Raw genomic sequence first — 21,697 nt, forward strand, 5'->3', positions numbered from 1 at the left:
CCACGAGTCAGGTACTGCGACTACCACGCTGCGCGCCGACAACCTGTTGCCTCTTCGGGATGCCCGGCCGCGTCCGCCGCCTAGAGTGATCAGGTGATCATCCATCGAGAACTTCCGCTGACGGTGCCCAGGGGCGCACGCGGGGCGATCGAGAGCATGGTCAAGGGAGACCTCCGCGACAGTGGACAGGTTGTTCTCGAAGGGCCCGATCATGCGGTGACGTTGGCGCTTCGGCTCGACGAAGGGTTCTCTGCCGACGCCCTGGTCGTGATGGGTGCGCGAACCCGCGCGGTCTATCACGCCGCCGCACCAGGACGGTCGTGGCTCAAGCTGCGGCTGAAGACCGAGGCGGTCCAGGGCCTGCTCGGCGGCGCGGCCTCCGAGTTGGTCGACCAAGCGGTGCCGCTGGCGGCGGTAACCGGTGATCGGGTCGCCCGCCGATTGATGGCCGAAGGTCCGCAGACGCTGCTGGCAGCCTTGTCTGTGGATGCGCGCACGGACCGGACCACGCTCGTACGGCGTGCGACCAGAATGCTCGCCAATGGCATGAAGGTGGCGGAAGTGGCCCAGCGCGTGCATCTCAGCGAGCGCCAACTGAGGACGGTCTTCGTCGGCACACTCGGGATTTCTCCGAAGCAGTTCGCCCGGATCTACCGGGTCCGGACCGTGATCGACCGGGCCGAGCAACAGCCGCTCGCCCAGGTCGCGCTGGAGGCCGGGTACTACGACCAGGCCCACCTGACCGCGGAGTTCAAGATATTCAGGGGCGTGCCGCCGGCCGCATTCGCCCAAGGAAAGATGCCGGCGGCAACCGCCTGTCAGTCGCCGGTCTGACCGGACGGCTCGGGGAAGTGCCGACGGGCCCAGTTGGCGAAGCTGCCCGCGGGCCGTCCGAGCACCCGTTCGACGTCATCGGTCAGCACTGCATTGCGCCCCGCCCGCGCGAAGCCGATCCCCCTCAGCATCGCCTCGATCGATGCAGGATCTTCGCCGTACTCGGCCAACTGGCGGGCAAGCTCGGCCGGCTCGACGTCGAGCATCGGGACGGGCCGCCCCGAGATCTCGCTCAGCTGAGACACCTGCTGCGGCACGGAGAGTAGCTCCGGGCCGGTCAGGGTGTAGGTCTGCCCATCGTGGCCGGACCGAGTCAAGGCCTGGACGGCGACGGCGGCGATGTCGTGCGGGTCGATCACGCCTTGCTGTGCATCCCCGGTCGGATTGATCACAGGCTGTCCGTCGGCGGTGAGTACATTCGTCGCAAAACTCGACGGCCGCAGGATGGTCCAGCGCCCGTTACGTTCCTTGATGACCTGCTCGGCGGCGAGGTTCCAGTGGCCGACCGTGCCGCCGTCGAACACCTCACCCGCGCCGATCCCAGAGAGCTTGACGATCGTGGCGTCCCCGGCAACCTTCAGAAGCGTCTCGTCGTGCCGGGCACTCGGCGGCCGCGCCACAGTGAGCAAGAAGACCGCCTCGACGCCATCCATGGCGCGAGCAAGCGAGTCGGGGTCGTCGAAATCTCCCTGTACGACGTCGGCCGCCGTACCGGCAAGTTTTTCCGGGCTGCGGGTCAGAGCACGGACGGGCCAGCCGGCCGCAAGGAGTTGTCGCAGCACTTCGCTGCCAATGGTGCCGGTTGCTCCGGTAACAAGAATCATGCCCCCACCCTGACCGGGTGGTGGCGCCCACGGCTTGGAGAAATCGGCAGTACCGGGGCTGCTGGTTCTCAAGTGAGCTCCACGCACTGAGTGGTAACTCTTCGGCGCTGGGCGCGTATTTGTTTCCACCAAGGGCCTGGTTTTGTGCCAGGCCAGGGCGCGGAGGAGATCGTCGCGGAGGCGTTGGATGGTGCCGGCGACGGCTGCGGCTAGGTGCGGTTGCGGAGGGCCTTGAGGTCGGCTTGGCAGCGGGCTTCTACCTCGGCCAGGTCGGCGAGGGTTTGTTCGAGGTCTTGGCGGCGTTGTTCGAGGTCGGCTCGGCGGGTGGCTATTTGGGCCAGGAGGTACTCGAGCTGGCCGGCCTCACCGGGTTCGGCGTCGTACATGTCGACGATGGTGGCGATTTCGTCGAGGGAGAAGCCCAGGCGTTTGCCGCGGAGGATGAGGCCGAGGCGGACGCGGTCGCGGGGGTGGTAGAGGCGGACGGTGCCGCGGCGTTCGGGGGTGAGGAGGCCGCGGTCCTCGTAGAAGCGGATCGTGCGCAGGGTGACGGCGTACTCGGCGGCGAGTTCGGCGATCGTCCATGTATCGGCGGGCACCCGGATATTGTGCACCTGGCCCACTGTGCTTTACGTTTACGTAAGCGTCAAGCACAGAGGAGCTGGGAATGTTCGAGCTGTCCGAGGAGCACCGCGAGTTCCGGCGCAGTGTGCGCGACTTCGCCGAGGCGGAGATTGCGCCGCACGCGGCGGAGTGGGACCGCAAGCACTACTTCCCGGTGGAGGTTGTGCAGAAGATGGGCAAGCTCGGGCTGTTCGGGCTGACCGCGCCGGAGGAGTACGGCGGTTCTGGCGGCGACTTCACGAGCCTGTGTGTGGCGATCGAGGAGATCTCGAAGGTCGACCAGTCGATGGGGATCACGCTGGAGGCCGGGGTCGGGCTCGGGATCAACCCGATCCTGACGTACGGGACCGACGAGCAGAAGCAGCGGTGGCTGCCGGAGCTGGTCGCGGGCGAGAAGCTGGCCGGGTTCGGGCTGACCGAGGCTGATGCGGGGTCGGATGCAGGTGCGACCAAGACGCGCGCCAAGCTCGAAGGCGGCCAATGGGTGATTGACGGGTCGAAGCAGTTCATCACGAACTCGGGCTCCGCGATCACGTCGTGCGTGACGGTGACCGCGCGGACGGGGACGCGGGAGAACGGCAAGCCGGAGATCTCCACGATCATCGTCCCGACCGGGACGCCGGGGTTCGTCGCAGAGCCGGCGTACGACAAGCTCGGGTGGCATGCGAGCGACACGCACCCGCTGGCGTTGAGCGACGTACGGGTGCCTGAGGCCAACCTGCTGGGACAGCGCGGCAAGGGGTTTGCGCAGTTCCTGGCGACGCTGGACGACGGTCGCGTGGCGATTGCCGCGGTCGCGCTCGGCTGCATCCGGGCCTGTCTGGACATGTCCGTTCAGTACGCCGGTGAGCGGCAGACGTTCGGTGGTCCGATCGGTCGTAAGCAGGGGGTCGCGTTCCAGATCGCCGACCTGAAGGTGATGGCGGACGCGGCCGAGATGCTGGTCTACAAGGCGGCGGCGTTGAAGGATGCGGGCGCCTCGGTGGCCGACTTCAAGCAGGCCGCGTCGGTGGCGAAGCTGTACGCGAGCGAGTCTGCCGTGACCGCGACGCGGATCGCGACGCAGGTCTTCGGCGGCTACGGCTTCATGGAGGAGTACCCGGTCACGCGTTTCTACCGCGACGCGAAGATCCTCGAGATCGGTGAAGGTACGTCGGAAGTGCAGCGGATGCTGATCGCCCGAGGCCTCGGCCTCCCAGTGGAATGATGGCCACATGACCCGGGATCACTGGACTGAGTTCAAGGCTGCCCGCGAAGCGACGCTGGCACCGCCCGAAAAAGCCAAAGCAAAGCTGGACAAGCAGAACAAGCTCTATGTCCGCGACCGGATCGCCCTGCTCGTCGACGAGGGCAGCTTCGTCGAGGAGGCGCAGCTGGCGAACGCGCTGAACGCCGGGCTTCCGGCTGACGGCGTGGTCACCGGCCGCGCGCTGGTCGACGGCCGGCCGGCGCTGATCGTGGCGAACGACCCGACCGTCAAGGCAGGGTCGTGGGGTGCCCGGACGGTCGAGAAGATCGTCCGGATGACCGAGGTGGCGCTGCGCGACGAGCTGCCGATCTTCTGGCTGATCGACTCCGCGGGCGCCCGGATCACCGACCAGGTGCAGCTCTTCCCGGGCCGTCGCGGCGCTGGGCGGATCTTCCACAACCAGGTCGCGCTGTCCGGCAAGGTGCCGCAGATCTGCTGCCTGTTCGGCCCGTCTGCGGCCGGCGGTGCGTACATCCCGGCGTTCTGCGATCTCGTGATCATGGTCGACGGCAATGCCTCGATGTACCTGGGCTCACCGCGGATGGCCGAGATGGTCGTCGGCGAGAAGGTGACGCTGGAGGAGATGGGCGGCGCCCGGATGCACACCAGCGTCTCCGGCTGCGGCGATCTGCTTGCGGCCGACGACACCGAGGCGATCGAGCTGGCCAAGCAATACTTCTCGTACGTTCCGGGCTCGTGGCGCGCTCGGCCGCCCTCGTACGACGCCTCTCCCGCAGGCCGTGATTTCACCCGGGACCTGGTGCCGGTCGAGGAGAGTGTCGGGTTCGACATCCACGACGTGATCGACGCGATCGCGGACGCGGACACGTTCTTCGAAATCAAGCCGTCGTATGCGCCGGAGCTCGTGGTCGGGTTCGCCCTGCTGGCCGGCCAGGTGGTCGGGTTCGTCGCGAATCAGCCTGCGGTGAAGGGCGGCGTACTGTTCGTCGACTCGGCGGACAAGTCGGCCCGGTTCATCTGGTTGTGCGACGCGTTCAACATCCCGCTCATCTATCTCTGCGATGTGCCGGGGTTCATGATCGGCAGCGAGGTCGAGCGGGCCGGCATCATCCGGCACGGCGCGAAGATGATCACCGCGGTGTCGGAGGCGACCGTCCCGACGGTCTCGGTGATCGTGCGCAAGGCGTACGGCGCCGGTCTGTACGCGATGTGTGGTCCGGGCTTCTCGCCGGATGCGTGTATCGCGCTGCCGACCGCGAAGATCGCGGTGATGGGTCCGGAGGCGGCGATCAATGCCGTCTACTACAACAAGATCCAGGAGATCGCCGACGAGACCGAGCGGGTCGAGTACGTCTCCAAGCTCCGCGAGGAGTACGAGACCGATATCGACATCCTGCGCCTGGCCGCCGACCTGGTGATCGACGCGATCGTCGAGCCGGAGGACCTCCGCAACGACCTGATCGCCAGGCTCGCCGCAGCCCAGTCCAAGGACCGTCACTTCTCGACCAAGCGTCACGGAGTACCGCCTGTCTAAGCTGTACGGCGTGACCTTCGCAGAGCGTCTTCGCAATCGTGAGCAGCTGGTCGGGTACTGGGTGACGCTGGATGCGCCACCCGCTACCGAGCGGATTGCTCGCCTGGACTACGACTACGTGGTGCTGGACGCTCAGCACGGTCTGTTCGGATACCAGGGCATGGTGAACGGGCTGCTCGCGATCGACGCCGGTCGCGGGGCAGCCGGGCTGGTGCGGGTGGAGGCGAACAACCCGACGCCGATCGGGCGCGCTCTCGACGCAGGTGCGATCGGTGTGATCATTCCGCTGATCGATACGGCCGAGGACGTGGCCCGAGCGGTCCGGGCGGTCAAGTACCCGCCGCTCGGTCACCGCTCCTTCGGGCCGGCGCGTGCTGAGCTACGGGTGCATCCGGTGCCGGCCGAGAACAACAAGCTCACTGTGGTCATCGCGATGATCGAGACCGCGCAGGCGCTCGAGAATGTCGCCGAGATCTGCGCAACCCCCGGACTGGACGGCCTGTACGTCGGTCCGTCCGACCTGGCCCTGGCTCTCGGCGCTCGCTACCCAGGTGACCCGGAGACCGCCGGTGCGCTGGAGGAGGGGATCGCACTGATCATCAAGACCGCAACAGAAGCCGGACTGGCGGTCGGCATGCACACACCGGACGGCTCCAGCGCCAGACTGCGCTTGGAGCAGGGCTTTACCTTCGCCACGGTCTCCTCCGACCTCAGTCACCTAGAGGCCGCCGCCGTCGAGCACCTCCGAGTTGCGCGCAGCTAGGAACACATAGCGGCCTCTCGGGGTTAACGTCGGAAGAAGCGACACCGAGGAGGCCCGGATGAGAGCACCCGAGCGAGGTGCCTTGCCGCGCGGAGTGGCTGGCACGCTGGAGCGGGCCTATGGGCGGATCACGGAGACCGTGCAGGGGCTGAGCACCGCTGACTTCGGTCGCGAGACCAGATGTTCAGGCCTGGCGGTCGGACCGCTGCTGGTCCATCTCCTGTACGACGCTCAGCGCGCTCTGATCGCGTTTGCCAGCCCGGCCGTGGCGGAGCCCAACCGGGACTTCGTCAGCTACTGGCGTGACTTCCCACCGGGCTCCTCCGGCGACACCCACTTCGCGCTGGGCGTTGCGGCGGCGTACCGGAAACCCGGTGTGTTGGTGCAGCACTGGCGTGAGGTGTCGGAGGCCGCCGTACGGGCTGCGGCTCGTGCCGAGGGGCGGGTGGAGACACAGGGGCATGTGCTGGCGGTGAAGGACTTTGTTGCGACCCTGGTGCTGGAGGCGACTGTGCACCACCTCGATCTGACGCTGAACCTCCCGAACGCGCCAGAGCCCGACCCCGAAGCGCTACGCCTCACCGTGCGCACCCTGGATGGACTATTCGGCCCCGCCGCGTGGGACGTGATCAAGTGGGACACCACGACGTACGTGCTCAAGGGCACTGGCCGGGTGCCGCTCGACGACGCCGATCTCGACATGCTGGGCGCGCATGCCGAGCGCTTGCCGCTACTGGGGTAGGACTCCGGCGAACGGGTCGTCGAGCTCCTTCCAGTCCAGACTGGCTAGCTCGGACTCAGTGAGCAGGCAGGCGTCGAGAATCGACTGCAATCTCGCCGGGTCGAGGCCCATGCCAGTGGCAACCACAGTGCACTCAGCCAGGTGCTCAGTGTCCGACCACTCGCCCAGCGTGCCGAGCGACGCGCTGTAGCCCGCAGACTCCCAACGCACGCGCTGCGTCGGCCGGTTCGCCAGCCACACCACACCGCGACTCCGTACGACGTCTTCGACGATGTCTTCGAGTGCTTCGTTCAACCGGGCCGGGTGCAGCGGCCGAGTAGACCGCCAGAGCACAGTCGTCACCCCGTCACCGCTCGGCTGCACCTGATCGGATGCGGCGAGGTCGCCGGCCCACGCCTCGGCCGCCGCGAAGTTGAATAGGCCGGTCCGGGCAACAGCTCCAGCTGGTACGCCGGCCGGGTCCGCCGCGACCACCGTGGTCCGCGGGTTCAGGTGCAGCAGCAGGTTGTGCAGCCGTTCCGGAGCCTTGCTGCGGTGGGCGTTGGCCAGCACGCAGACATCGGCGTACTCGATCTGGCGAGCAGTCAGCTCAGCCACGTTGCGTCGATCCGGCAGTCCGAGCGCGAGACCACGCTCGTCGAGCAGTTCGTCGCCTGAGAGCTGCTCCACCAGCAGTACGGCGTCGACTACGCACGTGACCGTGTCAACGGTGATCTCCGGCAGTAGCGCGACCAAGGTGGACGCCAGCGGGCGCGCCTCCATGGCAGGCGGAGCAGACAGCACGATGTGGTCCCAGTGCTGCCGGGAGACCAGCGTCTCCAGCAGTGGCATCAGGGACTCGATCAGTTGGCAGGCGCCGCAGTCGTCGCCGACGGTGAACTCACCGGCGTCGATCGGGCCGGACGCGTCGAGCACACGCCAGGTGAGCACGCCGCGGCCGGCAAGTTCGTCCTGGTCGACCACCACAGCCACCGTGGTCGCATCCAGCATGGCGTCGAGGACGGGCTGCCGGAGCGTCGTGGACAACCCGGCCAGCAGGGACAAGGGAGTCTTCGGTTGGGCGGTCATGATCACGAGTATATGAAAACGATTTTCATCAGTCCAGAGCTGGGGTGGGTGAACTTTCCCGCCAGCATGGGAAATTTCCCGCGTCTGCGCGAAATCGCCTCCGGAAGGGTGTTAACAGTTAAGCATCCATGCTCTGGTCAGCGGAGCCCGTCGTGCCTAAGGTCGCAAGCATGGGCGAGCGCGAGTTTGCCGACGTGCTGCGCGCAGCGATTCAAGCGCGTGGCCTCGGTCTGGAGCGGATCCGTGAGCGGCTGATGGTGCAAGGGGTGTCGGTCAGCATGGCCACCCTGAGCTACTGGCAATCCGGTCGGTCGCGTCCGGAACGCAGGGACTCGCTGGCGGCCGTTGCGCTGCTGGAAGAGGTGCTGGATCTTCCCTCCGGCACTCTGTCCACGTCGCTCGGCCCACCGCGCCCGCGTGGTCGGTGGCTAAGCACTGTGCCTGATCGGCCGGACGTAGCGGCGTACTGGCCACGGCCCAGCGCTGTGGAGGCAGCGGTCAGCGAGGTGGACATCCGTTGGGACGAAAGGCTGACGCGCATCAGCCAGCACGACAGGGTGTTCATCGGTGCCGACGGTGGTGAGCGCTCGTATCACTCGCGGCAGGTGCTGCGTGCGGAGGCGGACGGGCCGGACCGGTGGGTGGTGATCATGCATCTGGACGAGCATGACCGCCCGCTGCCTGACATCTGGCCGCTGCGGCACTGCTCACTTGGCCGGACGGTACGGCGTCCTGAGGACGGACTGCTCGTTGCGGAGCTGCTATTCGACCGTCCACTCCGCAAGGGCGAGACGGTGATCACGGAGCACGAGCTGGTGAACGTGGCGCCGTATCCGCCGGCCACGAACTACGAGCGCAAGTTCCGGTTGCCGGTGCGTGAGTTCGTACTGGAGATCTGCTTCGACCCGGATGTACTCCCCGCCACCTGTACGGCGTTCTCGCAGCTGGACGAGGGTGCGGAGCAGAGCCGGCTCGTCGACGTCGCGCCCGAGGTGCATGACGTCGTACTGAACTTCGGACCTGGCCGGCTGGGTTTCCGCTGGGAGTGGGAGTGAACTGTGCGGAGTTGAACTGTTAAGGCCGGAGTCTTAACTGTGAAAGGTGTTCTGCCAATTTTCACCGCCACGTCACGCTCCTAGGTTCGGGTGCACCGTCCCAATCTGAGGAGTGCACCATGCGAAGGACAGTCCCTGCGATCCTGCTGCTGAGTGGCAGCTTGATCGCTCTCCCGGCGCCGTCGAACGCTGCGACGCCGGAACCACACCAGGTCTCGGCCCAGCTCCCGGCCGGCGCCGGACAGTCCGGTCGGTGGATCGAGAGCGGTCACCTGTTCGTCGCCGTGACCAGCGATGCCGCCGCAGCACAGGCCCGTGCAGCCGGTGCAACACCGAAGACCGTCGCCCGGACGCAGCAGCAGCTGGATGGCCTGCTGGCCCAGGTCGACCAGATTGCCCGCAGCCAGAACAACCTGCGGAGCTGGGGTATCGACCCGGTGACGAACCAGGTCGTGGTCAAGGCGCGTGGCGGCAGTGCGGCTTTCCGCGGCCTGGATGGCGTCCGCGTCGAATCGGTGGCGACGACGTTCGTTCAGCAGGCCGGCGAGGTCAACCCGGGCGACCCGTGGTGGCCGGGCAGCGAGTCCAACTGCTCCGTCGGCTTCCCGGCAACAGATGCCCAGAGCAACAAGTACTTCGTGACCGCAGGCCACTGCACCAACGACGCGAACCAGGCGGCGTACGGCGCGAGCGGTCAGAGCAACAAGCTCGGTACGTCGAATGTCGGTGGCACTCGCAGCGTGAACGCACGCGAAGGTGACATGGGCGTCGTGTCGGTCACCGAGGCCGGCTGGACGACCTCCCCGAACGTCAACACCTGGGGCTCACCTGCCGTCACCGTGACTGGTGCGGCTGAGGCGATCGTCGGCGACAACGTCTGTCACTCCGGCAACACTGCCCCGAACTGGGAGTGCGGCAAGGTCAGTGCGGTCAACCAGACCATCGACTACGGCTCGACTGTGGTGGAGGGGCTGACCACGACGTCGGCCTGTTCCGAGGGTGGCGACTCCGGCGGTGCGTGGCTGCGCGGCGACAAGGCCGTTGGTCTGCACTCCGGTGGCAACTCGACCTGCCAGACCGGCGATCAGGACAACTCGATCTTCCAGCCGGTCTCCGAGGCGCTGGCCAAGTGGAACCTGACGCTGCTCACCGGTACCGGCGATCCCGGCGATCCCGGCGACCCCGAGCCGGGTGAGCGGACCTTCACCAACGGCACCGACTACCCGATCCGCGACTTCCAGACGGCCGTCAGCACGGTCAAGTCGACCACGACCGGCCGCACCAAGGCTCCGGTCAAGGTGAAGGTCGAGGGCAACCACACCTGCCTCGAGGACCTCAACATCAGCCTGGTCTCCCCGAGCGGCCGCTGGTACTACCTGCAGCGCAGCGGCGGCTCCAGCTGCCACGCACTGCCGGCCAGCAAGACGTACGACGTCGCTGCCGACGAGAACGCGACCGGGACCTGGACCCTCCGTATCGGCGACAACGGCCCGGGTGACACCGGCACCCTGACGGGCTGGTCGATCACGGTCTAGCAGGTCATAATCCGCCGGTCGCCCGGGAGTGTGGCTCGGGCGGCCGGTTCCTGCCACGGGGTAGCAGGAACCGAGTACGCACTCATCAGGAACTCAGTGCGCACTCTTCTGGCACAAAGGTGAAATCCGTCTTGGTAAGCGCTTTTCATCGGCTAGCCTGCCCAGCATGTTGACGCACCGTCGCGGGAGCTGGGCGCTGGTCGTCGTGCTGATCCTCGGGATCGCCGGCGCCGGGTTCGTCGTGCTTGCGTCGGCGGGTGGCTCGGTGCGGCCGGTCAGCGAGAGCACGCTGTCGCCGAAGCCTGCGCCGGTGGTGACTCGGAGCTCGACGGCGCCGACGATGCCGACCTTCTCGCAACGCGAGGGTGCGCCGCAGAAGGAACGGCAGATGCCGGGCTGGGTCGCGGGGCTCTTTCAATCGTTGTTCTGGCTGGTGCTGGCAGCGTTGGGGGTGTTCCTCGGGCTGCTGATCTACCGCATCGTTCGCCGGGTTCAGCTGCCGACCGTCACGGAGTCCGACCCGGATTGGGAGCGGATTGCGGCGGAGAAGCTTGCAGAGGCCGTGGATAGCGGCTTGGCCGCGATCGATTCCGGTCGCCCGACCGATGCGGTCATCGCCTGCTGGGTCGCGTTGGAGCAGGCAGCAGCATCGGCGGGCGTAGCGCGGGAGGCGTCCGAGACGCCGGCCGAGTTCACCGTGCGCGTGCTCGGCGTGGGTGGGATTTCGGAGCCGGAGCTGGTCCGGCTCGGCGAGTTGTACCGTGAGGCTCGGTACTCGACCCATGGTTCTGGTGAGTCTTCCCGAGCCGAGGCGCGAGCGGCGTTACTCCGGCTGCGTGACGACCTGGCCGCGGCTCAGGCCGGTGGACGGGTGAGCGCCGGGGCCGCAGCCCCGGACAACCCGGCTCCGCCGAATGGTGGGGTGGGCGCATGACGTCGTACCGGTGGACGCCGTTGGAGGACGACGAGCGGCGTGGTGAGAAGCCGAAGGTTCGGTCGATGCGGCTGAACAGGGTGCTCGTGCAGCATGTCGGGCTGACTGTGCTCGCGAGCCTGCTGCTGGTCGGCGCGTTCGGCGCGGCTGGGATGGCGCCGCGGCCGCTGTGGTTCGTGGCGACGGCACTCGCCGTCGGCTTCGGGTCGGTGGCGCTGCGGCAGCTCGTTCCGCAGTTGCTCGAGACGAACTGGCCGGCCCGGCATGACGAGCAGCTCGCGGCGGCGCGGGCACAGAGCAACGACAACCGCACCCAGTTCATCGCGACCTGGTTACAGGAGTCGAGCCGGGAGCGCCGCGAGGGCGAAGGCTCCCGCACGTTCGCGCGCCGGATCCAGCCGATGCTGCTGGAGCTGACCATCGACCGGCTCGTGCATCGGCACGGCATCGATCCCGAGCTCGAGCCGGAGCGCGCCCGGGCCTTCGTCGGCGACCAGGTCTGGGATCTGATCACCTCCGACGACAAGCGCGTTGCGAGTCTCGCCGAGATCGAGGCCGCGATCCAGACCATCGAGAACCTGTGAGGAACTGTGACCGACTCCGACATCCGACCCGCTGACGTCAGCTCCCCGGCGCTGAGGCTGGCCGAGGTCTCCGACCTGAGCCGGCGGGTGCTGGATCGGGTCGGCCAGGCCGTCGTCGGTAAGAGCGAGGCGCTCGAGCTCGTACTCGCGGGGATCCTGGCCGGTGGGCATGTCCTGCTCGAGGACTATCCGGGGCTGGCCAAGACGCTGGCGGCGAGGTCGTTCGCGCAGGCGCTCGGTCTGGAGTTCCGGCGCGTGCAGTTCACACCAGACCTCCTGCCGTCCGATGTAACCGGTGCGTTCGTCTACGACCAGAAGAACTCGGAGTTCGTCTTCCGGCCGGGACCGATCTTCACCGGACTGCTGCTGGCGGATGAGATCAACCGGACGCCACCCAAGACCCAGGCCGCCCTGCTGGAGTCGATGCAGGAGCACCAGGTGACGGTCGAGGGCCAGACCTTCCCGCTGCCGGTTCCGTTCCACGTCCTGGCCACGGCGAACCCGGTGGAGTACGAGGGCACCTATCCGCTGCCCGAGGCGCAGCTCGACCGCTTCATGCTGCGGATCGGGTTCGGGTATCCGACCGCGGCCGAGGAGTGGGAAGTCCTTCGTCGCCGGATGAGCCGCCGGACCGAGGACCAGAAGGTCGAAGCGGTCACTGATGCGGCCGGTCTGCTCGCCGCCCAGCAGGCGGTCGAGACGGTGACCGTCGACGACACTGTCGGGCAGTACTGCGTCGACCTGGCCTCGGCGACCCGGCGTGATTCGCAGGTGCTGGTTGGTGCATCACCGCGTGGCTCGCTGGCGCTGCTGCTGACTGCTCGGGCGTACGCGGTGATCAAGGGTCGCGACTACGTCGTACCGGAGGATGTGAAGGCGGTTGCGGTGCCGGCTTTGGCGCACCGGATCACGGTTCGGCCGGAGTTGTGGCTGCATGACGTGACGGGGGCGACCGTGGTCCGGGCCGTGCTGGGTGCCGTTCCGACGCCGCCCACCGTTGCCGGCGCTAGTCGTTGAGACGCCTCATGTCCGGGGGAGTCAGGTCATGAGGTGGCAACCGACGCACGCACATGTGCGCGTGCTCGTCGTCGCTGCGGCGTTGCTGCTCATTGCCGTGCTGGCGCGGCGGCCGGATGCTGCTGTGCTCGGGCTGCCGCTGGCGTTCGTTGCGGTCTGGGGGCGGTACTTCCGGCCGCGCGAAGTGCCTCAGGTGCAGACCGAGCTGGATGCGGATGTGTTGTTCGAGGGACAAGCGACGACGTACCGGTTGCGGGTTCCGGGGACGGTGGATCCGGATATCGACCTGATCGTGGCGGCGTTGCCGCGGTCGCGGTGGTTCGACTACTCACCTCGGCAGGCGGCCGTCGCCGAGCCGGTGCGGATTTTGCCGGATGCGTCCGAGGACGCGCCTGATGCGGTGGCGTTGGAGGTCGGAGTCCGGGCCAAGCGGTGGGGGTTGCGGACTTTGGAGCGGCCGACCGTTGTGGCGACGTCGGTGTTGGGGTCCTACCGGATCCCGGTGCCGTCGCTGGGGGCTTCCAGTGTGACGACACTGCCGTTGCGGGAAGGTTTCGAGGCGGTGGATGCGATGCCGCGGCCGGCTGGACTGGTCGGGTTGCATCGGTCGCGACGGCCGGGGGAGGGGACAGAACTGGCGGGTGTGCGGACGTTCCGGACCGGTGACCGGTTGCGGCGGATCAACTGGTCGGTCTCCGCGCGGACCAGCGAGCTGCATGTCACCTCGACCTGGTCGGATCGCGATACCGAGGTGGTGATCCTGCTCGACACCGGCGGCGAGATCGGAGTCAGCGAAGGGATCGACGGCCGGTCGAGCAGTCTGGACACCGGTGTGCGGGCTGCTGCTTCGATCGCCGAGCACTACTTGCGGCACGGCGACCGGGTTCGGCTGGTCGACACCGGGAATCTGGTGCGCGGCGTGCGGTCCGGGAGCGGGCGCGGTCACCTGCGGCGCATCCTCGATGCGCTTGTGCACGCGGATCGTCGTGGTCGGCAGCCCGATCAGGATCAACTGGCCCAGCGGAATCGCATCAGGTCGGACAGCCTCGTCCTGGTCCTGAGCCCGTTGCTCCGTCCGATGATCCTCGGCTACGTCGTCACCCTCGTGCACTCCGGCTGCACAGTCATCGCCGTGGACACGCTGCCGCCCGACATCACCTCACTCATCGACGCCGACGAACACGACAAACGCGCCTGGCCGCTCGCCTGGCGTCTGCGCCTCCTCGAACGTCGCCGCGAGCTCGACCGCCTCGGCGACCTCGGTGTCCCCACCGTCCCCTGGCGCGGCTCCGGCACCCTCGACGAAGTCCTCCGCGACGCCTCCCGCCTAGCCTCCGCTCCCCGGATGCGCTCATGACTGGCGCAGAGCGAGTGACGCTGTGGCTCGCACAGTTGCGGGATATCGGGCGTGGGGTGCTGGTCGCTCGGGCTGTGATCGCGGTGGCCGGGGTGGTGGCGGTTGTGGTGCCGGGAATGGCTGGTTGGGATCAGCTGGATCTGGTGCCGATGCTGGCGGCTCCGTTGCTATTGGCAACTGTTCTGCTGCCGGATTCGCTGGCGGGAGTCGTCTTCCTGCTGACCGTGACGATTGGGTGGCTGGTGCGGGCTCCGGCCGAGATCAGCTGGGAGCTGGTGGTGACGGCGATGGCGGTAGTGGTGTTGCACCTCGCGACCGCGTTCGCTGCCCAACTACCGTCGTACGTGCGGATCGAGGGGCGAGCGCTCCGAAGATGGGTGCTGCCAGGGGCGATCGCCGTACTGGCCGCGCCGGTGATTGCGCTGGCGGCCGCGCTGGTGCGGGGCGCGGACGTGCCGGGCTCGCTGCTGGTGACAGTCGGCGCGCTGGTGCTGGCCACCGTCACGGTGTGGTTCGCGGCCGGCCAACGCGTCGGCCGCGACTGAACAGCAACTGACTGGCGCTAGTCCTGATGGTTGGTGAGGGTCGCCGTGATCTCGTCGGCCCACTCCGCAGGATGAGCCTCCGGGCCCATCACCTGCATGGCGGTCATGACAGTGAGCAGCATGCCGATGCTCAGGAACTCGCGGGCCTCCTGGGGAGTGGCGCCGGTCAGTTCGCGAATCAGGCGGTAGATGCTGCCGAAGCCTTCGCGGGTGCACTCGCCGATGGCCGGGTTGTTGCTGGCGGAGAAACCCTGCAGGAGAACAAGCAGCAGCGCACGCTCCTCTGACAGCCGCTCATAGCCACGGCCCAGGCTGGCCAGGTCAGGAGACTCGGCGGCAGCCTCGCGGAAAACTTCCTCGATCCGGCTGCAGACATACCGGACCGAGGCCAGGAAGAGCTCTTGTTTCGTGCCGAACAACCGGATGACGTAGGGCTGGGAGACGCCCGCGAGGCGCGCGATCTCATCCGTCTTCGTGCCCTCGTAGCCCGAGGCGCCGAAGGCCAGCACAGCAGCCTGCAGCACCTCCTCGCCGCGCTCGGCGGCGGTCAGCCGTACCCTCGTCATCCGGTCCTCCGTCACAGCTCACGATCACTCACTCAGTATGTTATCAGTCGATGCATACAACATCTCAGTGATGTCGGTCGAGATACTGCGCCTGGTAGAGCGACTGCGGCACCAAACCTGGTCGGTTCGCCCCCTCGATGTAGCCCGCAGGCTGGGCAAACGGCCCATCGCCGGTGATCACCCCGCGTCCACCGATCGCATAGTTCTGTGCCGTCGGCGGCTTCTGGACCACCAACCTGGCCGTCCCGGTGTCGCAGTTCCAGCCAACCGAGTGCGAGGTCGCCCAGCCGTGGCCGGTGCCGTAGTCGCCACGGTTGTAGATCCCCAGCGTCAAATCGACCTTCGGCGCGATATCGCGGTGGTTGTCCCAGAGCAGTCCCTGGCTCCACCGGCGGTGGCCCTCACTCGACGCGAGCGCGCCCTCCGACGTACCGCGGAGGAAGACGATGCCCGAAGCACTGCTCGCGCCGTTCGAGATGAAGGCGTGCCGCGCCTTGCTGGCATAGCAGTCCACGAACAGGACCTGCTGGGAGAACGACTCGGCGTTGAAGTTGTAGCGCAGGCCGCCGGTGACGACCGACGCCGGATCGAGCGCGCGGCAGTTCCGCACGGTGACCCGCGTGGCCTCGGTGGTCTCGACGCCGGCCTTCGCGAAGTGCAGGAACGTGCTGTCGCGCACCCAGGCATCCTCGACCTGGCGCACCTTCACACCGACCCAAGCGTGCGCCTCGTCGACATCGGGATCACCCGCGAACTGGATGTCGATCCGCAGGCTCTCCACGCCGACGCCGGTCACCAGGCCGGCGCGATCCCAGACGTACAAGGAAGACTGCGACCGCTCCCGGCGCAAGTGCTCGAAGATCGGGACGTCAACGGTCACGGTGTTGCCGCGGATCGACCGGATGAAGCGGTTGTACGTGATCGGCTGGCTGTCGACAACCCAGCCCGCGTCGGCCGCCGTACCGCCGTGATCGACCGCAGCCAGCCAGGCCTCGGTGCACGGGTGAATCAGGATGATGTTGTCGCCACGCTTCAGTGCGCTCGCGTCGGCGACCTCGAACGACCGTGCGCCGACCTGGACCCAGTCGCTGGTGATGTCGGTCCGCGTCCCCGCAACCTCGCCGCGCCAGCCGGTCGCCACGGAACCACCCAGTACGACGACATCGCGCGCGACCGGGGTGTTGCCGGTCGCCAGGATGACCGTGTTCTTGGCCGGATCGGCGCCGTCGCCGGAGCCGCGCAGTACGACGCCGGATTTGTTCACCCGGAGCGTCCCCGCAACCTCATAGTTGCCGGGGGCAAGCAGTAGCGCGCCGCGGACGCCGTTCTTGTCCGGAGTGCGCAGCCCGACCTCGTCGATCGCGGCCTGCAGGTGCGCGGTGTTGTCGCCGGCGATGGGCTTCACCGTCTTGACGGTCCGGATGTGCGGGATCGGGCTGTCGCCGTTCTTGTAGCCCGCGTGGCTGAAGTCGGGGATCCGGTTGCCCTCGGCATCGGCGGTGTAGACCAGCCGGAGCCTGGAGTCGTAGCGGACCCGCTCGGACTGCCAGTGGGTGCGGGCGGTCGACGCAACGGCGGCCTGACTGAGCCCGAGGGAGCCAAGGGCGGCCGCGCCGACCACTGCTCCTCCGGCTCCGAGCACGCTGCGGCGACTGAAGAGGTTCGTCATCGAAAACCTTCCTGATGGCGGATCAGGCTGCCCATGATGCGGTCCGCTCCTCGCCTTGGCAAGCGCTTACCAGAACATTCGGAACAAATTCCCGCCAGGCGGAACTCGGGAGCCGGAAAGGCTGGGTTGACAAGTTATCAGTCAATGCATACTTTGGTGATCGAGCTTGTTATCAGTGAATTACAACTAGGAGTTGCAGATGACGTCGACCGCTCTCGATGGGCAGGCCCCGGTCGCCGCAGCGCCAGGCCGGCGCTACGGACTGGGCGCGATCCTGGCCGCAGTCGGAATCCCGACCTTCATGGTCACGCTGGACAACCTGGTCGTGACGAACGCGCTGCCGGTGATCAGGACCGAGCTCAATGCGTCCCTGACCGACCTGCAGTGGTTCGTGAATGCGTACACGCTGGCCTTCGCCGCGCTGCTGCTGACCGCGGCCGCGCTGGGCGACCGCCTTGGTCGGAGACGCCTCTTCCTGGCCGGCATCGCGCTGTTCACGCTCGCCTCCGCGGCCTGCGCACTGGTCACCGAGCCGTGGATGCTGATCGGCGCCCGTGCGATCCAAGGCGTCGGCGCCGCCGCGGTGATGCCGCTGGCGCTGACCCTGCTCGCCAGTGCGGTGCCCGAGCGGCAGCGCAGTGCTGCCATCGGTATCTGGGGTGGGATCTCCGGCCTCGGGGTTGCCGTTGGCCCGGTGGTTGGTGGAGCCGTGGTCGAAGGCCTCAACTGGCAGTGGATCTTCTGGCTGAACGTGCCGATCGGCGTCGTCGCCATCGTGCTGGCTGCCCGGGTGCTCAAGGAGTCGCACGGGATTAAGCAGCGGCTCGACCTGCCTGGACTGGGCCTGGCGAGCGTGGGTGTGCTGGCGATCGTCTGGGGCGTCGTGAACGGCGCCGACGACGGTTGGACTTCAGGCGGCGTGCTGACCTCGTTGATCGCCGGCGTGGTCTTGCTCGCCGCATTCATCGGCTGGGAACGCCGGACCGCTACGCCGATGCTGCCGCTGCGGCTGTACAAGATCCGCTCCTTCAGCGTGGTGAACGTCGTGTGGTTCACGTTCTCGCTCGGCGTCTTCGGATCGGTGTTCCTGCTGTCGCAGTTCTTCCAGGTCGTCCAGCACTACAGCCCGCTGGAGTCCGGCATCCGCACAATGCCGTGGACGATGGCGCCGATGGTGGTCGCGCCGATCGCCGGGCTGATCGTCGATCGGGTCGGACCGCGGGTGCTGGTCACGACCGGTCAGGTGCTGCTGGTGATCGCGCTGTCCTGGATGGCGCTCGTCACCACCGCCGAGGTCACCTTCGGTCAGTTCCTCATCCCCTTCATCCTGGGCGGGATCGGGATGGGACTCACGTTCGCGCCGCTGGCGGCCGTCATGATGACGGAGATGACCGATGCGGATCGCGGCGTCGCCTCCGGTGCCAACAGCACGATCCGCGAGATCGGCGTCGCGATGGGCATCGCCGTACTGGTCTCCGTCTTCGCCTCGGCCGGCTCGTACGAGACTCCGGACCTGTACGTCGACGGCCTGGTCCCGGCGGTCTGGACGGGAGCGGCTGTGGTCGCGGTCGGTGCGGCTGCCAGCCTGCTGCTCCCCGGCAAGCGCAAGGCTGTCCGTAGCTGACTCTAAGGTTGGCAGCGTGCTTGACGCTGACGACGTACGACGGATCGCGCTGTCTCTCCCGGAGACCCGGGAGAAGAAGCGGTGGGGGCACCCGACGTTCGATGTGGGTGGGCGGATGTTCGTGACGGTGCCGGACGACCAGACGTCGTTCGCGGTGCGGTGTCCCCGGCTGGAGCGGGACGAGCTGATCCTGGCCGAGCCGGACAAGTTCTGGGTGCCAAAGCATGAGGCGGGTTCGAACTGGGTTCGGGCCCGCCTCGCCCTGCTTGAGGATGACGCCGAGCTCCGCGACATCCTGCTCGATTCCTGGCGCCAGGTTGCTCCACCGGAACTTGATGCCGGTTAAGGGAAAACTGCAGGATCGGGGTCCGGCTCCCAGGTAAGGTCGGGCAGGTGACTGACGCGACCGACAGCCCGATCGACAAGCTCTCCGAGAGTTATCTCGAGGAGTTCATCACCCTCAATCCGACCGAGGCGACGTTCTTCGGCGTCGAGGGCCACGAGCACGAGCTGCCGGACTACACCCCGGCCGGGTTCGACGCCGTACTGGAGCTGACCCGGCGGACGCTGGCGCAGGCCGCGGTGATCGAGCCGGCCAGCCCGCGCGAAGAGGTCGCCAAGGATGCGTTCGTCGAGCGGCTCGGCCTCGAGCGGGAGACCTACGAGGCGGGCGTTCCGCAGCACCAGCTGAACGCGATCTCGTCGGTCCCCGCGAATCTCCGGCAGGTTTTCGACCTGATGCCGACGGCAACCAACGACGACTGGGAGCGGATCGCGATCCGGCTCAACCTCGTCGGTACGGCGCTCGACGGGTACCGCGAGACGCTGCTCGACCAGGCTGGTCAGGGGCGGGTCTCGGCGCGGCGTCAGGTGCTCGACATCGCCGGCAAGATCGCCATTTGGACCGACCCGGCCGGTGACGACTTCTTCGGCGGTCTGGCCAACCAGGCGCCCGAGAGCCCGGTCAAGCCGAGTGTGGCGAGGGCCGCGGAGGCGGCGCGGAAGGCGTTCGCGGAGTTCGGCAGTTGGCTCACCGCCGAGGTGGCGCCGCGGGCGTCGGAGCGGGATGCGTGTGGCCGCGAGGTCTACCAGCTCGCCTCGCGGAACTTCCTCGGCGCGACCGTCGACCTCGACGAGACCTACGCCTGGGGCTGGCAGGAGCTGGCCCGCATCGAGGGCGAGATGGGGAAGATCGCGGCCGACCTGAACGGCGGCGACCGCAATATCCAGGCGACGGCAGCGCTGCTCGACGCGGACCCGGCCCGCAAGATCCACGGCAAGGAAGCGTTCCGGGACTGGATGCAGGAGATGTCCGACCAGGCCGTCTCGGAGCTGGCCGGCAAGCACTTCGACATCCCGGAGTCGATCCGCACCCTCGAGTGCATGATCGCACCGACCTCGGACGGGGCGATCTACTACACCCAGCCGAGTGAGGACCTGACCACCCGGCCGGGCCGGATGTGGTGGGCGGTGCCGAACGGCGTCGAGGAGTTCGCAGGCTGGCGTGAGGTCACCACCGTCTACCACGAAGGCGTCCCGGGTCATCACCTTCAGGTGGCGCAGACGATTCTGCGCACCGACCTGCTGAACCGCTGGCAGCGGATCGCCTGCTGGGTCTCCGGCCACGGCGAGGGCTGGGCGCTGTATGCCGAGCGCCTGATGGAGGAGCTGGGTTACCTCGAGGAGCCGGGCGCCCGCTTCGGCATGCTGGACGCGCAGGGCTTCCGGGCCGCGCGCGTGATCGTCGACATCGGCATGCACCTCGAGCTGGAGGTCCCGCGCGACAACCCGTTCGGCTGGCGGCCGGGTGAGCGCTGGAACGCCGAGCTCGGGTTCGAGTTCCTGAAGGCGCACAGCGGGCTGGAGAGCGAGTTCCTCAAGGCCGAGCTGAATCGGTACCTCGGCTGGCCGGGGCAGGCCCCGTCGTACAAGGTGGGCGAGCGGTTCTGGCTGCAGGCGCGTGAGGAAGCCAAGCAGCGCAAGGGATCCGCGTTCGATCTGCGCCAGTTCCACTCCGACGCGCTGAACCTCGGCTCGATCGGTCTCGACCCGCTGCGTCGCGCCCTGGCGAAGCTGTGAGGTTCGTGCTCGCGTCGCAATCACCGGCGCGCCTGCAGACCCTCCGGAGCGCGGGGATCGAGCCGGAGGTCATCGTCTCCGGTGTCGACGAGGACAACATCACCGCCGACAGCCCGGGCGAGCTGGCCCGTCTGCTCGCTGTCATGAAGGCGCGCGCCGTGGTGGCCGAGCTCGACGATCACGCGACTGTGCTCGGCTGCGATTCGGTGCTGGAGATCGACGGCGTCGCCTACGGCAAACCCGGTACGCCGGAGGTCGCGCGCGAGCGATGGCGCGCGATGCGCGGGAAGTCCGGCGTACTGCACACCGGGCACTGCCTTTTCGACACCAACTCCAAGCAGGAGCTGCGCGAACTGGCCTCCACCAAGGTCTATTTCGCCGACCTGACCGACGACGAGATCGACGCATACGTCGCCACCGGCGAACCGCTTGTCGTCGCGGGCTCCTTCACCGTCGACGGCATCGGTGGACCCTTCGTCACCGGTATCGAGGGTGACTATCACAACGTCGTCGGCCTCTCGCTGCCGTTGCTGCGCACCATGCTCGCCCAGGTCGGGATCGCCTGGCCGTCATTGTGGGCGCCGGTCAAGAATCGCGTTGATTACAACGAGTCCGAGGCCGCGCGGTACGACGACAGCCGCGGTGGCGTGGAGCGCGCCCAAGCGGCTGCGCACGCGGTTCAGTCGCTGCTGCCGGAGGGCTCGCGGCGCGTGCTGGAGTTGGCAGTCGGTACTGGCATCGTCAGCGCCGAGCTGGTTGCTCTAGGCAACCTCGTGCACGGGTTCGACCTCTCCACGGCGATGCTGCAGCACGCCAAGGTCCGCCTCCCCGGCCACGTCGCGGCCGCCGACGCAACCCGGCTCCCGGTCGCAGATCGCCGTACCGATGCTGTCATCGCGATCTGGCTCCTGCACCTGCTCGACGACAGCACCCCGATCCTGGCCGAGGTCGCCCGCGTCCTCCGCCCAGGCGGCGTCTTCCTCACCACCACCGAGAAGAACGACGCCACCCGCTACGCCGAAGGCCGCGAACCGAACTCGACCCGCGCCCCGGACGCGCTCACCCAACTAGTCGCCGAAGCCGCCGTCCACGGCCTGGTCCTCGACGGCGCAACAAGCTTCCCCGGCCCCACC

The 21,697-nt window shown here is 67.7% G+C and carries 21 protein-coding genes; 16 read left to right on the top strand and 5 right to left on the bottom strand.

Annotated elements, in window-relative coordinates; all coding sequences use genetic code 11:
* Positions 1-93 precede the first annotated feature (93 nt).
* The gene (locus tag E1263_RS11095) at positions 94-834 is read left to right on the top strand and encodes a helix-turn-helix domain-containing protein (RefSeq protein WP_132167148.1); all 741 of its coding nucleotides are present in this window, start codon (positions 94-96) and stop codon (positions 832-834) included.
* Here the strand turns inward: E1263_RS11095 and E1263_RS11100 are convergent.
* Positions 819-1,658 (bottom strand): NAD(P)H-binding protein, encoded by an 840-nt coding sequence (locus E1263_RS11100; protein ID WP_132167149.1) that lies wholly within the window; start codon positions 1,656-1,658, stop codon positions 819-821. The genes E1263_RS11095 and E1263_RS11100 overlap by 16 nt on opposite strands.
* Before the next feature lie 209 nt (positions 1,659-1,867).
* Entirely contained in the window at positions 1,868-2,257 is a 390-nt protein-coding gene (locus tag E1263_RS11105) for a MerR family transcriptional regulator (protein WP_238161171.1), read from the bottom strand.
* A 68-nt stretch (positions 2,258-2,325) separates the two neighbouring features.
* On the opposite strand from E1263_RS11105, the gene E1263_RS11110 reads away from it, so the two are divergent.
* Genes E1263_RS11110 through E1263_RS11125 form a run of 4 tightly spaced genes read left to right on the top strand, consistent with a single transcriptional unit; the run spans position 2,326 to position 6,531 of the window.
* On the top strand, positions 2,326-3,489 hold the full coding sequence (locus tag E1263_RS11110; RefSeq protein ID WP_132167151.1) for an acyl-CoA dehydrogenase family protein: 1,164 nt from the start codon (positions 2,326-2,328) through the stop codon (positions 3,487-3,489).
* A 7-nt stretch (positions 3,490-3,496) separates the two neighbouring features.
* On the top strand, positions 3,497-5,026 hold the full coding sequence (locus E1263_RS11115) for an acyl-CoA carboxylase subunit beta (protein WP_132167152.1): 1,530 nt from the start codon (positions 3,497-3,499) through the stop codon (positions 5,024-5,026).
* 10 nt (positions 5,027-5,036) lie between these two features.
* Positions 5,037-5,789: an HpcH/HpaI aldolase family protein gene (locus tag E1263_RS11120; RefSeq protein WP_238161172.1), complete on the top strand. Its 753-nt coding sequence runs from the start codon at positions 5,037-5,039 to the stop codon at positions 5,787-5,789.
* 58 nt (positions 5,790-5,847) lie between these two features.
* Positions 5,848-6,531, top strand: coding sequence for a maleylpyruvate isomerase N-terminal domain-containing protein (locus tag E1263_RS11125; protein ID WP_132167154.1), 684 nt, complete (start codon positions 5,848-5,850; stop codon positions 6,529-6,531).
* Here the strand turns inward: E1263_RS11125 and E1263_RS11130 are convergent.
* Positions 6,520-7,599 (bottom strand): CobW family GTP-binding protein, encoded by a 1,080-nt coding sequence (locus E1263_RS11130; protein WP_132167155.1) that lies wholly within the window; start codon positions 7,597-7,599, stop codon positions 6,520-6,522. The genes E1263_RS11125 and E1263_RS11130 overlap by 12 nt on opposite strands.
* Positions 7,600-7,769: 170 nt before the next feature.
* Here E1263_RS11130 and E1263_RS11135 point away from each other — a divergent pair, with 170 nt between their 5' ends.
* The 7 genes from E1263_RS11135 (at position 7,770) to E1263_RS11165 (ending at position 14,626) form a co-directional block, all read left to right on the top strand.
* Complete coding sequence (locus E1263_RS11135) at positions 7,770-8,654, top strand: helix-turn-helix domain-containing protein (RefSeq protein WP_238161173.1); 885 nt, start codon at positions 7,770-7,772, stop codon at positions 8,652-8,654.
* A gap of 119 nt (positions 8,655-8,773) precedes the next feature.
* Complete coding sequence (locus E1263_RS11140) at positions 8,774-10,189, top strand: proprotein convertase P-domain-containing protein (protein WP_132167156.1); 1,416 nt, start codon at positions 8,774-8,776, stop codon at positions 10,187-10,189.
* A 166-nt stretch (positions 10,190-10,355) separates the two neighbouring features.
* Positions 10,356-11,123: a DUF4129 domain-containing protein gene (locus E1263_RS11145; RefSeq protein WP_238161174.1), complete on the top strand. Its 768-nt coding sequence runs from the start codon at positions 10,356-10,358 to the stop codon at positions 11,121-11,123.
* Positions 11,120-11,707 carry a hypothetical protein gene (locus tag E1263_RS11150; RefSeq protein WP_238161175.1) on the top strand — a complete coding sequence of 196 codons (588 nt, stop codon included), beginning with the start codon at positions 11,120-11,122 and terminating at the stop codon, positions 11,705-11,707. Before E1263_RS11145 ends, E1263_RS11150 begins: the two co-directional genes overlap by 4 nt.
* 6 nt (positions 11,708-11,713) lie before the next feature.
* A complete protein-coding gene (locus E1263_RS11155) occupies positions 11,714-12,724 on the top strand; it encodes an AAA family ATPase (RefSeq protein WP_202868824.1) in 1,011 nt (336 codons plus the stop codon).
* A 28-nt stretch (positions 12,725-12,752) separates the two neighbouring features.
* Positions 12,753-14,081, top strand: coding sequence for a DUF58 domain-containing protein (locus E1263_RS11160; RefSeq protein WP_132167157.1), 1,329 nt, complete (start codon positions 12,753-12,755; stop codon positions 14,079-14,081).
* Positions 14,078-14,626, top strand: coding sequence for a hypothetical protein (locus tag E1263_RS11165; RefSeq protein WP_132167158.1), 549 nt, complete (start codon positions 14,078-14,080; stop codon positions 14,624-14,626). Before E1263_RS11160 ends, E1263_RS11165 begins: the two co-directional genes overlap by 4 nt.
* Before the next feature lie 17 nt (positions 14,627-14,643).
* On the opposite strand, the gene E1263_RS11170 is transcribed toward E1263_RS11165, so the two are convergent.
* Positions 14,644-15,192: a TetR/AcrR family transcriptional regulator gene (locus tag E1263_RS11170; RefSeq protein WP_132167159.1), complete on the bottom strand. Its 549-nt coding sequence runs from the start codon at positions 15,190-15,192 to the stop codon at positions 14,644-14,646.
* A 64-nt stretch (positions 15,193-15,256) separates the two neighbouring features.
* A complete protein-coding gene (locus E1263_RS11175) occupies positions 15,257-16,861 on the bottom strand; it encodes a peptidoglycan-binding protein (RefSeq protein WP_132167160.1) in 1,605 nt (534 codons plus the stop codon).
* A gap of 199 nt (positions 16,862-17,060) precedes the next feature.
* Here E1263_RS11175 and E1263_RS11180 point away from each other — a divergent pair, with 199 nt between their 5' ends.
* The 4 genes from E1263_RS11180 to E1263_RS44215 all read left to right on the top strand — a co-directional run.
* Positions 17,061-18,485 (top strand): DHA2 family efflux MFS transporter permease subunit, encoded by a 1,425-nt coding sequence (locus E1263_RS11180; protein WP_132167161.1) that lies wholly within the window; start codon positions 17,061-17,063, stop codon positions 18,483-18,485.
* 16 nt (positions 18,486-18,501) lie between these two features.
* The gene (locus E1263_RS11185; protein ID WP_132167162.1) at positions 18,502-18,831 is read left to right on the top strand and encodes an MmcQ/YjbR family DNA-binding protein; all 330 of its coding nucleotides are present in this window, start codon (positions 18,502-18,504) and stop codon (positions 18,829-18,831) included.
* 47 nt (positions 18,832-18,878) lie between these two features.
* The gene (locus E1263_RS11190) at positions 18,879-20,564 is read left to right on the top strand and encodes a DUF885 domain-containing protein (RefSeq protein WP_238161176.1); all 1,686 of its coding nucleotides are present in this window, start codon (positions 18,879-18,881) and stop codon (positions 20,562-20,564) included.
* The coding region (locus E1263_RS44215) for a Maf family nucleotide pyrophosphatase (RefSeq protein ID WP_132167163.1) at positions 20,561-21,697 on the top strand (1,137 nt) is incomplete at its 3' end. The genes E1263_RS11190 and E1263_RS44215, both read left to right, overlap by 4 nt.

It is taken from the genome of Kribbella antibiotica (genome assembly GCF_004349055.1).
GTDB lineage: Bacteria > Actinomycetota > Actinomycetes > Propionibacteriales > Kribbellaceae > Kribbella > Kribbella antibiotica.